The 12,687-nt window shown below is 69.2% G+C and carries 14 protein-coding genes; 7 read left to right on the forward strand and 7 right to left on the reverse strand.

From position 1 onward, the window contains the following. A complete protein-coding gene (locus tag ACWD02_RS08645) occupies window positions 1-1,143 on the forward strand; it encodes a helix-turn-helix transcriptional regulator (protein WP_451206260.1) in 1,143 nt (380 codons plus the stop codon). An 85-nt stretch (window positions 1,144-1,228) separates the two neighbouring features. Here the strand turns inward: ACWD02_RS08645 and ACWD02_RS08650 are convergent, their stop codons facing one another. The 4 genes from ACWD02_RS08650 to ACWD02_RS08665 all read right to left on the reverse strand — a co-directional run bounded on the left by ACWD02_RS08650 (window position 1,229) and on the right by ACWD02_RS08665 (window position 4,427). Next, a complete protein-coding gene (locus ACWD02_RS08650; protein ID WP_451206264.1) occupies window positions 1,229-1,789 on the reverse strand; it encodes a Clp protease N-terminal domain-containing protein in 561 nt (186 codons plus the stop codon). After that, entirely contained in the window at window positions 1,789-1,998 is a 210-nt protein-coding gene (locus ACWD02_RS08655) for a helix-turn-helix domain-containing protein (RefSeq protein WP_361833496.1), read from the reverse strand. The genes ACWD02_RS08650 and ACWD02_RS08655 overlap by 1 nt, the downstream gene beginning before the upstream one ends. A gap of 77 nt (window positions 1,999-2,075) precedes the next feature. Next, a complete protein-coding gene (locus tag ACWD02_RS08660) occupies window positions 2,076-3,041 on the reverse strand; it encodes a zinc-binding dehydrogenase (RefSeq protein ID WP_451206267.1) in 966 nt (321 codons plus the stop codon). 171 nt (window positions 3,042-3,212) lie between these two features. Continuing rightward, the gene (locus tag ACWD02_RS08665) at window positions 3,213-4,427 is read right to left on the reverse strand and encodes an NAD(P)-dependent malic enzyme (RefSeq protein ID WP_363209222.1); all 1,215 of its coding nucleotides are present in this window, start codon (window positions 4,425-4,427) and stop codon (window positions 3,213-3,215) included. Window positions 4,428-4,967: 540 nt separating this feature from the next. On the opposite strand from ACWD02_RS08665, the gene ACWD02_RS08670 reads away from it, so the two are divergent. Genes ACWD02_RS08670 through ACWD02_RS08680 form a run of 3 tightly spaced genes read left to right on the forward strand, consistent with a single transcriptional unit; the run spans window position 4,968 to window position 7,662 of the window. Next, entirely contained in the window at window positions 4,968-5,930 is a 963-nt protein-coding gene (locus tag ACWD02_RS08670) for an ABC transporter substrate-binding protein (protein ID WP_451206270.1), read from the forward strand. Window positions 5,931-5,965: 35 nt separating this feature from the next. Then, window positions 5,966-6,904 carry an amino acid ABC transporter permease gene (locus ACWD02_RS08675; RefSeq protein ID WP_451206273.1) on the forward strand — a complete coding sequence of 313 codons (939 nt, stop codon included), beginning with the start codon at window positions 5,966-5,968 and terminating at the stop codon, window positions 6,902-6,904. Further along, on the forward strand, window positions 6,901-7,662 hold the full coding sequence (locus tag ACWD02_RS08680; protein WP_451206276.1) for an amino acid ABC transporter ATP-binding protein: 762 nt from the start codon (window positions 6,901-6,903) through the stop codon (window positions 7,660-7,662). The genes ACWD02_RS08675 and ACWD02_RS08680 overlap by 4 nt, the downstream gene beginning before the upstream one ends. Window positions 7,663-7,723: 61 nt before the next feature. Here the strand turns inward: ACWD02_RS08680 and ACWD02_RS08685 are convergent, their stop codons facing one another. Beyond that, window positions 7,724-8,485, reverse strand: a complete 762-nt coding sequence (locus ACWD02_RS08685; RefSeq protein ID WP_451206281.1) for a class I SAM-dependent methyltransferase — start codon at window positions 8,483-8,485, stop codon at window positions 7,724-7,726. Window positions 8,486-8,589: 104 nt separating this feature from the next. On the opposite strand from ACWD02_RS08685, the gene ACWD02_RS08690 reads away from it, so the two are divergent. Continuing rightward, a complete protein-coding gene (locus tag ACWD02_RS08690) occupies window positions 8,590-9,219 on the forward strand; it encodes a CGNR zinc finger domain-containing protein (RefSeq protein WP_451206284.1) in 630 nt (209 codons plus the stop codon). Here ACWD02_RS08690 and sodX read toward each other — a convergent pair. Continuing rightward, complete coding sequence (gene sodX, locus ACWD02_RS08695; RefSeq protein ID WP_451206286.1) at window positions 9,123-9,563, reverse strand: nickel-type superoxide dismutase maturation protease; 441 nt, start codon at window positions 9,561-9,563, stop codon at window positions 9,123-9,125. The genes ACWD02_RS08690 and sodX overlap by 97 nt on opposite strands. Window positions 9,564-9,707: 144 nt before the next feature. Here sodX and sodN point away from each other — a divergent pair, with 144 nt between their 5' ends. Beyond that, complete coding sequence (sodN, locus tag ACWD02_RS08700) at window positions 9,708-10,103, forward strand: superoxide dismutase, Ni (RefSeq protein ID WP_160507177.1); 396 nt, start codon at window positions 9,708-9,710, stop codon at window positions 10,101-10,103. A 77-nt stretch (window positions 10,104-10,180) separates the two neighbouring features. Here sodN and ACWD02_RS08705 read toward each other — a convergent pair whose 3' ends face one another. After that, window positions 10,181-10,474, reverse strand: coding sequence for a DUF3303 family protein (locus tag ACWD02_RS08705; RefSeq protein ID WP_451206289.1), 294 nt, complete (start codon window positions 10,472-10,474; stop codon window positions 10,181-10,183). A 189-nt stretch (window positions 10,475-10,663) separates the two neighbouring features. Here ACWD02_RS08705 and ACWD02_RS08710 point away from each other — a divergent pair, with 189 nt between their 5' ends. Continuing rightward, entirely contained in the window at window positions 10,664-12,685 is a 2,022-nt protein-coding gene (locus ACWD02_RS08710; RefSeq protein WP_451206292.1) for a GTP-binding protein, read from the forward strand. Window positions 12,686-12,687: the final 2 nt, after the last annotated feature.

The following is a 12,687-nucleotide window of genomic DNA, read 5'->3' on the forward strand; positions in this document are numbered from 1 at the left end:
ATGGCCCCCGTGTTCGCCCACGGCCGACTGCGCCTGTACCTGCTCAAGCTCCTCGACGAGGCGCCGCGCCACGGCTATGAGGTGATCCGCCTCCTGGAGGAACGCTTCCAGGGGCTGTACGCACCTTCGGCCGGCACGGTCTACCCGCGCCTGGCGAAGCTGGAGGCCGAGGGCCTGGTCACACACACCACCGAAGGCGGCCGGAAGGTGTACGCCATCACGGACGCGGGCCGCGCCGAACTGGCCGACCGCAGCGGTGAGCTGGCCGACCTGGAGCTGGAGATCCGCGATTCCGTCGCCGAGCTGGCCGCGGAGATCCGGGACGGCGTGCGGGGCGCGGCCGGTGAGCTGCGCCGTGAGATGCGGGAGGCGGCCAAGGAGGCGCGCGCGTCCGGCGGCACTGCTGGTGGGACGGCTGGCGGCACGGCTGGTGGCACGGCCGAGGGCAAGAGCGGCACCGGCTCCGGTGCGGGCAGGCCCTTCCCCGACCCCGCGGACTTCTTCGACGGCTCCTGGGGCGACAAGGAGGGCTGGCGCCAGGCCAAGGAGGAGTTCAAGCGCGCCAAGACGGAGTGGAAGGAGCAGGCCCGGCGGGCGAAGGACGAGACCCGCAGAGCCCGCGAGGACGCCCAGCGCGCCCGCCGCCAGGCCCAGGACGCGCAGGACACCGCCCGCGCCCAGGTCCAGGAGGAGGTGCAGCGCATCGCACGCCGCGTCCAGGACCAGGTGCAGGACCACTTCACGCGGGGCGACTGGCCGACCGGGGTCCGCGAGGGCCTGACGGAACTGGCCAAGGAGTTCGGCGACTTCGGAAAGGACCTGGGCAAGGACTTCGGCAAGGACTTGGGCGACTTCGGCAAGGACTTCGGCCGCAAGGGGCCGCGATCCACCGCCGAGGAGCCGAAGTTCACGTCCGCCCCTGAGGACGGGGTCCCCACGGAGTACGTCCCGGAGTGGGCCCAGGAGGACACCACGGGCAATCCGTCACGGGACCTGGACCGCCTCCTGGACCGCTTCCGTGACGACATCCGCGACGCCGCCAGGGACCATGGCGTGACGGAGGAACAACTGCGCCACGCCCGCCGTCACTTGTCCTCGGCGGCGGCACACATCGCCGCGACACTGCGCGCGCCGAAGGGCTGACCCGGGGACGCCGAGGCCCCCGGCCGCCTACTCGGGGCCGGGGCCGGAGCGGGCGCCGGGGCCGGGGCCGGAGCCGGAGCCAGGGTCAGGCGCCCTCGCCGTACAGCACCCGCTCCACCGACTCATGGGTCACGCCGTGGTCCGCGAGCACCTCGCTGACGATTCCGGGGCGGACGGTCAGGGCGAACAGGATGTGCTCGTCGCCGATCTGCCGGTCCTTGCGGGCGGTGGCCATGCGCAGGGACTTCACCAGGGTGTCCTTGGCCTCGCGGGTGAACGGCCGGTGCCCGCTCCAGCTCCGGCCGGGACGCCCGGCCTTGCGCCCGCCCGCCAACGCACCGGCGCCATGGGCCTCTTCGACCCGGGAGACGATCTCGGACACGTCGATGCCGAGTCCGGCCAGCGCCTCCGTGTCGGCCTGCGAGAGGCCCCCGCGGCGCCGCGCCTCGCCCAGGGCAGCCTCGATCGAGTCGCGGCGGCGCGTGGCCCCGAGCGAGGCCAGGGCGAAGGACGCCCGGCTCGCCTCGCGGTCGAGCAGCGCGAGGAGCATGTGCCCGTCGTCGACGGAGGCCGCGCCTTCCCCCTCGGCGTGCTCGACCGCGCCCTTGACGACGGCGCGGGCGTCCTTCGTGAACCGCTCGAACATCACTGCCTCCCGTACTTCTTGTGCACGGCCTGCCTGCTCACTCCGAGCTCCGCGGCGATCCCCTGCCACGACCAGCCCTGCCGGCGCGCACTGCGCACCTGCACGGCCTCCAACTGCTCCACCAGCCTCCGCAGCGCGGAGACGGCCCGCAGTCCGACTCGTGGGTCACGGTCACCCGCACGCTCGGCGAGATCCGTAGCTTCGGTCATGCATGTCAACTTACGTTGACAAGGAGCGGATGTCAATCAAAGTTGACATCCGTGATGTGGAAGCGGCCCCTCCGGGCTCAGCCGACTTCGAGCACGATCTTCCCGAACAGGTCGCCGGACTGCAGGCGCTCGAAGCCCTCGCGCGCCCGGTCGAGCGGCAGCACCTCGTCGATGACGGGACGCACGCCCGTGGCGGCGCAGAAGGAGAGCAGGTCCTCCAGTTCGTCCTTGGACCCCATCGTCGAACCGACGATCCTCAGCTCCAGGAAGAAGATCCGGGTCAGCTCCGCGTGCGAGGGCCGGTCACCGCTGGTCGCCCCCGAGATCACCAGGGTGCCGCCCGGCTTGAGGGACTTGACGGAGTGCGACCAGGTCGCCGCCCCCACCGTCTCGATGACGGCGTCCACCCGCTGCGGCAGCCGCGCACCGGGCTCGACGGCCTCCACCGCGCCCAGCTCAAGGGCCCGCTTCCGCTTGGCCTCGTCGCGGCTCGTGGCGAAGACCCGCAGTCCCGCGGCCTTGCCGAGCACGATCGCGGCCGTCGCGACCCCGCCACCGGCGCCCTGGACGAGGACCGAATCCCCGGGGCGCACCCCGGCGTTGGTGAAGAGCATGCGGTACGCGGTGAGCCACGCGGTCGGCAGGCAGGCCGCCTCGGCGAACGACAGTTCCTTCGGCTTCGGCAGCACGTTCCACGTGGGAACGGCGACCTGCTCGGCGAACGTCCCCTGGTACTTCTCGGTCAGGATGGAGCGGCCCTCCGCGGGGCCGACCCCGTAGCCGGTCTGGCCGATGACGGAGTGCAGGACGACCTCGTTGCCGTGCTCGTCGATGCCCGCGGCGTCGCAGCCGAGGATCATCGGCAGCCGGGCCTCGGGGAGACCGACCCCGCGCAGGGACCACAGGTCGTGGTGGTTGAGGGAGGCGGCCCGGACGTTCACGGTCGACCAGCCGGGCCTGGCGTCGGGGGCGGGACGCTCCCCCAACTCAAGGCCGCTGAGCGGCTGGTCACGGTCGATGCGGGCGGCGTAGGCGGCGAACATGAGGCAGACGATAGGCGGGGGCCCTACCCGTACGTAACCGGGAGCGCCTGTGACGCGCGTCCCGCTCGAAGAGCCCGCCCACCCGTTCCGCGAGAAGACGGGTGGACGGCGGAAAAGCAGTGGGCCCCGCCACAGCAGTGACGGGGCCCAAGGCCCAGGGGCCAGAAGAGATCAGCGCCGAGCCACGCCCTCGGCCCGAGCGGCCGCCGCAACGGCCGCGGTGACCGCCGGGGCGACCCTCTCGTCGAACGGCGAGGGGATCACGTAGTCGGCGGACAGTTCGTCGCCCACCACGCCGGCCAGCGCCTCGGCCGCGGCGATCTTCATCGTCTCGGTGATGCGCGAGGCCCGCACCTGCAGCGCGCCCGCGAAGATGCCGGGGAACGCGAGCACGTTGTTGATCTGGTTCGGGTAGTCCGAGCGCCCGGTCGCGACGACGGCCGCGTACTTGTGGGCGATGTCGGGGTGCACCTCGGGGTTCGGGTTGGCCATGGCGAACACGAACGAGTTCGGCGCCATGGAGGCGACCGCGGGCTCGGGGACGGTGCCGCCCGAGACGCCGATGAACACGTCCGCACCCGCGAGGGCGCTCTCCAGCGAACCGCTGAGCCCGGCCTTGTTGGTGATCTCCGCGAGCTCACGCTTGACCGGGGTGAGGTCGTCCCGGTCCCGGCTTACGACGCCCTTGCGGTCCGCGACCGCCACATCGCCGAGGCCCGCCTCGAGGAGGAACTTGGCGATGGCGACCCCGGCCGCACCGGCACCGGAGATCACGGCACGCAGCTCACCGAGCGTGCGCCCGGTCAGCCGTGCCGCGTTCCGCAGCGCGGCGAGCGTGACGACCGCCGTGCCGTGCTGGTCGTCGTGGAAGACCGGAATGTCGAGCCGCTCCTGGAGCTTGCGCTCGATCTCGAAGCAGCGCGGGGCCGAGATGTCCTCGAGGTTGACGCCGCCGAAGGACGGCGCGAGCCGCACCACGGTCTCGACGATCTCGTCCGCGTCCGTCGTCGCGAGCGCGATCGGAACCGCGTCCACGCCGCCGAACTGCTTGAAAAGAATGGCCTTGCCCTCCATCACGGGGAGGGAGGCCTCGGGGCCGATGTCACCGAGGCCGAGCACGGCCGTGCCGTCGGTGACCACGGCCACGACGTTCGACTTCCATGTGTAGTCGTTCACCAGCTCCGGCTGCTCGGCGATCGCGGTGCACACTTTCGCGACGCCGGGCGTGTACGCCAGGGACAGGTCGTCCTTGTCCCGCACGGGCACGGTGGCCTGCACGGCCATCTTGCCGCCACGGTGCAGCGCGAACGCCGGATCGAAGGGCTCTTCGGCGCCTTCGTGACCCGTATTGCTGTCGCTGCGAGGATTGACGATCTCCGCTGCCACTTGTCTTACCCCTTAAGTCTTAAATCATCAGTTGAGGGTGTCCACTCCTGGTTGAGAAGTGGGCGGGCACCGCGTCTGTTCCCCGCCTGTCGGCGGAGGGAGGTACAGACACGCGAGCGCGCCGCACACGCGCTCTGGGCCCCGGATGAGGGGTGTAACGCACCTTTCTACCTGACGGTGCTCGGCATGGGCGAGTGGGATTGGTTACCTGAGGTGCCCTTGACCGTTGTAGTGGTCCCACAACAGCGGGAGACGGGCCGGTGCCCGGATTTTCCGTGGTCAACCCGTCACCGGTCCACATCGCGAGATTCACCCGGGATTCACCGAAGATCTCAAATGGCGGTACTTCGTTCCGGGCCGGTACGGCCCGGTTGTCCCGGCCTGTCTGGGTTGCCAGGTCACCCGTTATCCGATTTTGACATCTCTGGCACCCAGAATCGGACGGTCCGAATGGCAAGATGCGGTCATCACACGAGGTCGCGACACCCGAAGGTGTGTGCACGACCGCTCGGCAACTCCCTCGTCCGCCGGAGGACCCTCATGACCGCACGCTCCATTTGTCGTACCACCGCCGGTAAGTCCGCGAAGTCCCGGATGGCCACGGTCGGCGCGATCGCGGTCGCCGGCGCGCTGCTGCTGACCGGCTGCGGTGACCAGACCAAGAGCAAGGACGAGGGCAGCGAGAAGGTGAGCAACGCGCCGCTCGCCGACAAGCTCCCCAAGGACGTCCGTGACGCGGGCGTCATCAAGGTCGGTTCCGACATCGCGTACCCGCCCGTCGAGTTCAAGGACAAGTCGGGCAAGACCGTCGGCATCGACCCCGACCTCGGCGACGCCCTCGGCAAGCAGCTCGGCGTGGAGTTCCAGTTCGACAACGGCACCTTCGACACCCTGCTCGGCGGTCTGCGCTCCAAGCGCTACGACCTCGCGATGTCGGCCATGACCGACACCAAGAACCGCCAGGAAGGCGTCGACGAGGAGACCGGCAAGAAGATCGGCGACGGCGTCGACTTCGTGGACTACTTCACGGCCGGTGTCTCGATCTACACCAAGAAGGGCGACGACCAGGGCATCAAGACCTGGAGCGACCTCTGCGGCAAGAAGATCGTCGTTCAGCGCGGCACCGTCTCGCACGACCTGGCCAAGGCCGAGTCGAAGAAGTGCAAGAGCGGCAAGAAGATCACCATCGAGTCCTTCGACAACGACCAGCAGGCCCAGACCCGGCTGCGTTCCGGCGGCGCGGACGCGGGCTCGTCCGACTTCCCGGTCGCCGCGTACGCGGTGAAGACCTCGGGCGGCGGCAAGGACTTCGAGCTGGTCGGCGAGCAGGTCGAGGCCGCTCCGTACGGCATCGCGGTCTCAAAGAAGAACCCCGAGCTGCGTGACGCGATCAAGGCCGCGCTCGACGCGATCATCAAGAACGGCGAATACGACAAGATCATCTCGAAGTGGGGCGTCGAGGACGGCGCGGTCAAGGAAGCCCAGATCAACGGCGGCAAGTGACCGCGCAACCGTCTCGCCGCTGAAAGGCCACTCCCGTGACAACCGACATCTCCAAGAAGGGGCCGGAGGACACACCCCCGTCCTCCCACCCTGAGGCCATCAAGGCCATCCCTGTCCGGCACTACGGCAGGTATGTCTCCGCGGTCATCGCCATCGGTGCGCTCGCCGCGATCGTGTACGCGTTCGCACAGGGCGACATCAACTGGGACGCGATCCCCGACAACTTCTTCGACGAGCGCATCCTCAAGGGTGTCCGCGAGACCCTGCTCCTGACCTTCCTGTCGATGCTCATCGGCGTGGTCGGCGGCATCGTCCTCTCGATCATGCGCCTGTCGAAGAACCCGGTGACCTCGTCGATCGCCTGGTTCTACATCTGGTTCTTCCGGGGTACGCCGGTCCTGGTCCAGCTCTTCATCTGGTTCAACCTCGGCTTCGTCTTCGAGTACGTGAACCTCGGCCCGTTCTACAAGGACGAGTGGTCGGACTTCATGACGCCGTTCCTGACGGCGCTGCTCGGCCTCGGCCTCAACGAGGCCGCGTACATGGCGGAGATCTGCCGTGCCGGTCTGCTCTCGGTCGACGAGGGCCAGACGGAGGCGTCACAGGCGCTCGGCATGAGCCACGGCAAGACGCTGCGCCGGGTCGTGCTTCCGCAGGCGATGCGCGTGATCGTGCCGCCGACGGGCAACGAAGTCATCAACATGCTCAAGACGACGTCCCTGGTGGCCGCGGTCCAGTACTTCGAACTGCTGCGGTACGCCCAGGACATCGGCACCTCGTCCGGCGCCACGGTCGAGACCCTGCTCCTGGCGGCGGCCTGGTACCTGATCATGACGTCGGTCCTCAGCATCGGGCAGTTCTACCTGGAGCGCTACTACGCGCGCGGTTCGTCGCGCTCGCTGCCGAACACGCCGTGGCAGAAGATCAAGGCCAACATGCTGTCCCTCAACAGCCCGCGGGGAGGCACCGCATGACCGCCATGGTGAAGTCCGAAGGCGTGCACAAGTCCTTCGGAAACGTCGAGGTCCTCAAGGGCATCGACCTGGAGGTCAAGTCGGGCGAGGTCTTCTGCCTCATCGGCCCGTCCGGCTCCGGCAAGTCGACCTTCCTGCGCTGCATCAACCACCTGGAGAAGATCAACGCCGGGCGGCTCTACGTCGACGGCGATCTGGTCGGCTACCGGCAGAAGGGAGACAAGCTGTACGAGCTCAAGGACAGCGAAGTCGCCCTCAAGCGCCGGGACATCGGCATGGTCTTCCAGCGCTTCAACCTCTTCCCGCACATGACGGCCCTCGAGAACGTCATGGAGGCGCCGGTCCAGGTCAAGGGCGAGTCGAAGGCGGCGGCGCGGGAGCGTGCCGGTCAGCTCCTGGAGCGGGTCGGCCTGGCCGACAAGGCGAAGAACTACCCCTCGCAGCTCTCGGGCGGCCAGCAGCAGCGCGTGGCCATCGCCCGCGCGCTCGCGATGGAACCGAAGCTGATGCTCTTCGACGAGCCGACGTCGGCGCTCGACCCGGAGCTCGTCGGTGACGTGCTCGACGTCATGCGCGACCTCGCGGAGTCCGGCATGACGATGATCGTCGTCACGCACGAGATGGGCTTCGCGCGCGAGGTCGGCGACAGCCTCGTCTTCATGGACGAGGGCGTGGTGGTCGAGTCCGGCCACCCGCGCGACGTCCTGACGAACCCGCAGCACGAGCGGACGCAGTCCTTCCTGTCGAAGGTCCTGTAACGCGCAGAGACACCGAAGGGGCGGTACGGATCACGATCCGTACCGCCCCTTCGCGTTCCCGCTACTTGAGGCCGAGCACCATCGCGTCCGACGGCGACGACCACACGGTCCGCGCCTCGCCGAAGCCCGCGTCGCGCAGCGTCCGCGCGTGCCACTCGGGCGAGGGGGTGTCGCCGTCGGCGTGCTCGCCGTAGATCTCGAAGCGCTTGGCGGTGGGGCCCGCGAGCACCGGGTCCTTGGCGGCGAGGTCCCACCAGTCCCGCCAGTCCAGGGCGCCCTCGGCCTTGGCCTGATCCATGCGGGCGTGCCGCTGGGCCCGGTCGGCGTCGTTCAGGCGGGGTGTCGCGGGGTCGGGCATGTGGTCGGCGTTGAGGAAGACGCCGCCGTCCCTGACGAGCCCCGCGAGCTGGCCGTAGAGGGTGGTGAGGGGCTCGCTGTGCAGCCAGTGCAGGGCGGTGGCGGTGAGGACGGCGTCATACGAGTCGTACGGGAGCTGGGCCGTCCACTCCGGGTCCTTGAGGTCGGCGGTCACGAAGGTGACGCGGTCGTCCCCGGCGAAGGTGCCCTCGGCGATGGCCAGGAGCGCGGGGTCGAGGTCGACGCCCGTGCTGACCGCCTTCGGGAACCTCTTGAGCAGCCGGTCCGTAATACTCCCCGTACCGCACGCGAGGTCGAGGACGCGCGGTTCGGTGCCGACCACGGCCTCGACCAAGTCCAGCATGACCCTGAACCGCTCCTCGCGGTCGGGCAGATACCACTCCTGCTGCCGGTCCCAGCTGTCCTGCCAGGCTCGCCAGTCGGCCGTGGACACCGTTTCCGTCATGAGAAGCCCTCCCGTACGTAATACGCTCTCGTAATACCCTAGAAGCACGCGCAACTGTTACTCACGCACCTGACGAAGATAGCCCGCCCCGGTAAGGACTACAAGTGGAACTGGCCTATTACTCGGACTACGCCGTACGTCTGGTCAACAGCGAGGAGCCGGGTCGCAACAAGGACACGCTCACGTCGGTCGAGGCGGTCCGTGAGCTGTTCGGAGGCAACGCGCAGGCGGCTCGTCGTGCCACCGACTCCGACGTGACCCGCTTCCGTTCGGTGCGGGCCAGGCTCAGGGCGGTCTTCGAGGCGGCCGACGGCGGGGACGAGACCCTCGCGGTCGACCTGCTGAACTCACTGCTCATGGAGTTCCCGGTCAGCCCGCAGATCTCCGGTCACGACCACCGCGACGACGACGGCCACCCGCTGTGGCACATGCACCTGGCCGACCACCCGTCGAACGCGACGTCCGGCTACGCGGCGATCGCCGCGATGGGCCTGGCCTTCCACCTCACCGAGCACGGAGTGGACCGCCTGGGCCTGTGCGAGGCAGCGCCGTGCCGCAACGCCTATCTCGACACGTCGACGAACCGCTCCCGACGCTACTGCTCGGACCGCTGCGCGACCCGCGCCAATGTCGCCGCCTACCGCGCCCGCAAGCGCCTGGAGACGGAGCGGTCGGCCAGCACCGGCCGCGCGGCCGACACGGCCCAGCGCAGCAGGGTGAACGGCGAGCGCTGACCGGAGCCGAACCGGGGCGGGCGGTAGCGGAACCACACCTTCCCCAGCACGAGTTCCTCGGGCACCGTGCCGTAGTCCGTGCTGTCCCCGCCGGCGTACGTGTTGTCCCCGAGCACCCACCAGCCGCCCTCGCGCCGCTCGGCGGCCCGCTTGACGACCAACAGGTCCTGCTGGAACGGATGGCGGAGCACCACCACGTCACCCGCTCGGACCCGTGCGCCCCACTGCACCACCAGGCGGTCCCCGTGGTACAGCGTGGGCACCATCGAAGGGCCGGTCACCTCAGCCGCGCCCAACGGCAAGATGGCCCTTCTGCGTTCGCTCTCCTGCGACAGCTCCGGCATCCCCGCACCTCCCCGGTCCTATCCTCCACGAGTCCCAGTCTGACCCTGGACTTTTGTCCTAAGCCCATGGGGGCACTCGCGAAAAGCCGTCTCTCACGGAGTAATGTCCCACCTGAGAAGACGATCACGAGGAAGGACCGCTGCATGCTTTCCCGCCTGTTTGCCCCCAAGGTAAAGGTCAGCGCCCACTGCGACCTCCCCTGCGGCGTGTACGACCCGGCCCAGGCCCGCATCGAGGCGGAGTCGGTCAAGGCCGTCCAGGAGAAGATGGCCGCCAACGACGACGCGCAGTTCCAGACCCGCGCCATCGGCATCAAGGAGCAGCGCGCGGAGCTCGCCAAGCACCACGTGTCGGTGCTCTGGAGCGACTACTTCAAGCCCCCGCACTTCGAGAAGTACCCGGAGCTGCACCAGCTGGTCAACGACACCCTGAAGGCCCTCTCGGCCGCCAAGGGCTCGTCGGACCCGGCCACGGGCCAGAAGGCGCTTGACTACATCGCCCAGATCGACAAGATCTTCTGGGAGACCAAGAAGGCCTGACCCACGGGTCGGCTCTTCTGGAGCGCACAGACGAAAGCACCCGGCGTCCGCGCGGAGCCGGGTGCTTTCGCGTTGCCTCAGACCTGCAGCGCCGCAAGGCCTTTGCGCAGGTCCTCCGCGTTCATCACCGGGTAGACCTCGATCTCCGCGCCGAGATCCATGAAGAACGGCTCGGCGATGGTCGGGATCTCCGAGCTGTCCTGCATGTCGAAGACGAAAGTGGCGGTGCGCCCGCCGTCGCAGGGGCCGAAGTACGCCGCCTCCGGTTTGAGCTGTTCCGTCACCGACTGCATGATCTTCGGCAGCGTGCCGTTCTTGATCGCCTCGTTCGAGATCTGCGTGTCCAGACGTGCTCTCAGCATGACCCTCATGGCACTCACTCCTCTCTCCAAGGGTCCCGCTCCCCTTCCTGATCCGCATCCGCGGAAAACCGCTTGCCGCCCCGCGCCGCCCCCTGCTGCACTTGCCGTACGCCCCGACCCGTCAAGGAGACGCAATGCGCCGTTTGTCCATGTCCAGCCAGAAGGGAATCGCCATCAACCCAGAGGACATGACACTCAGTGCATACGCCGAGCACGCGCAACACCCTGAACCTGGGAATCCTGGCGCATGTTGACGCCGGCAAGACCAGCCTGACCGAGCGGCTGCTGCACGCCGCCGGTGTCATCGACGAGATCGGTCGCGTCGATGCGGGAAACACCCAGACCGATTCACTGGCCCTTGAGCGGCAGCGCGGCATCACGATCAAGTCCGCCGTCGTCTCCTTCGCCGTCGACGACGTCACCGTCAACCTCATCGACACCCCCGGTCACCCGGATTTCATCGCCGAGGTGGAACGGGTCCTGAGCGTGCTCGACGGTGCCGTCCTGGTCATCTCCGCCGTCGAAGGCGTCCAGGCGCAGACGCGTGTGCTCATGCGGACGCTGCGGCGGCTGCGCATCCCCACGCTCGTCTTCGTGAACAAGATCGACCGCCGCGGCGCCCGCCACGATGAGCTGCTCCGCGACATCTCCGAGCGGCTCGTCCCCGACATCGTGCCCATGGGGACGCCTCACGGCCTCGGCGGGCGCGACGCGGCCTTCGTGCCCTTCGCCGACGGCGACCCCTCCATCACCGCTTGCCTCATAGACGTACTCGCCGCGCACGACGACGCCCTGCTGGCCGCGTACGTCGAGGACGAGGACGGGATCTCCGGCCGGCGGCTCCGCACCGAACTCGGCACGCAGACCAAGAAGGCGCTGGTGCACCCGGTGTTCTTCGGTTCGGCCGCCACCGGCGCGGGCGTCGGCGAACTCATCACGGGGATCAGGGAGTTGCTGCCCTCCGAGGACGGCGCCCCGCTCGCCGGCGAACCCGCGTCCGGCACCGTCTTCAAGGTCGAGCGCGGGGATGCCGGGGAGAAGATCGCGTACGTACGGATGTTCGCGGGGACGATCCGCGCGCGGGACCGGCTGCCGTTTGGCGGCGAGCGCGAGGGCAAGGTCACCGCGGTGAGCGTCTTCGACCGCGGGTCGGCCACCCCGCGCGAGGGTGTCTGCGCGGGGCAGATCGGGAAGCTGTGGGGGCTCGGCGACATCCGGATCGGCGATGTCATCGGCGTACCGAACGCGAGGAGGGGCGGGGAGGGGCAGCACTTCTTCTCCCCGCCCACCCTGGAGACCGTCGTCGTGCCCGCCCGCCCCGGCGACAGGGGCGCACTGCACCTCGCGCTCGCCCAGCTCGCCGAGCAGGACCCGCTGATCGACCTGCGGCAGGACGACCTCCGCCAGGAGGTCCACGTGTCGCTCTACGGAGAGGTCCAGAAGGAGGTCATCCAGGCGACCCTCCTCGACGAGTACGGCGTCGAGGTCACGTTCCGCGAGACCACGACCATCTGCGTGGAGCGCGTGACCGGCAGCGGGTCGGCCTTCGAGATCATCGACAAGGACGACAACCCCTTCCTCGCCACCGTCGGCCTGCGCGTCGATCCGGGGCCGCCCGGTTCCGGCGTGGAGTTCCGGCTCGAGGTCGAGCTCGGTTCGATGCCGTACGCCTTCTTCCGCGCGGTCGAGGAGTCCGTGCGGGAGGCCCTGCACCAGGGCGTCCACGGGTGGGAGGTCGGCGACTGTGTCGTGACCATGACGCACTCCGGGTACTGGCCGCGCCAGAGCCACGCGCACGGCACCTTCGACAAGAGCATGTCGAGCACGGCCGGGGACTTCCGTCAGCTGACCCCGCTGGTCCTCCTGAGCGCGCTGCGGCGGGCGGGCACCGAGGTGCACGAGCCGCTGCACCGCTTCAGGCTCAGCGTCCCCGAGGACGTGTTCGGGTTGCTCCTGCCCGCGCTCTCCCGGCTCCGCGCGGTACCGCACACCCAGACGGCGCGCGGAGCCTCGTACGTGGTCGAGGGCGACATCCCGGCGGCCCGCGTGCACGAACTGGAGCAGTTGCTTCCCTCGTTGACCCGCGGCGAGGGCGAGCTGGAGTCCGCCTTCGAGCGGTACCAGCCGGTCCGGGGCGAGGCCCCGGGCCGGCCGCGGACCGACCGCAACCCGCTCTGCCGCAAGGAGTATCTGCGGGAGGTGGCGGGTGTCCGGCGCTAGGG

This window comes from Streptomyces sp. NPDC002853 (genome assembly GCF_053591915.1).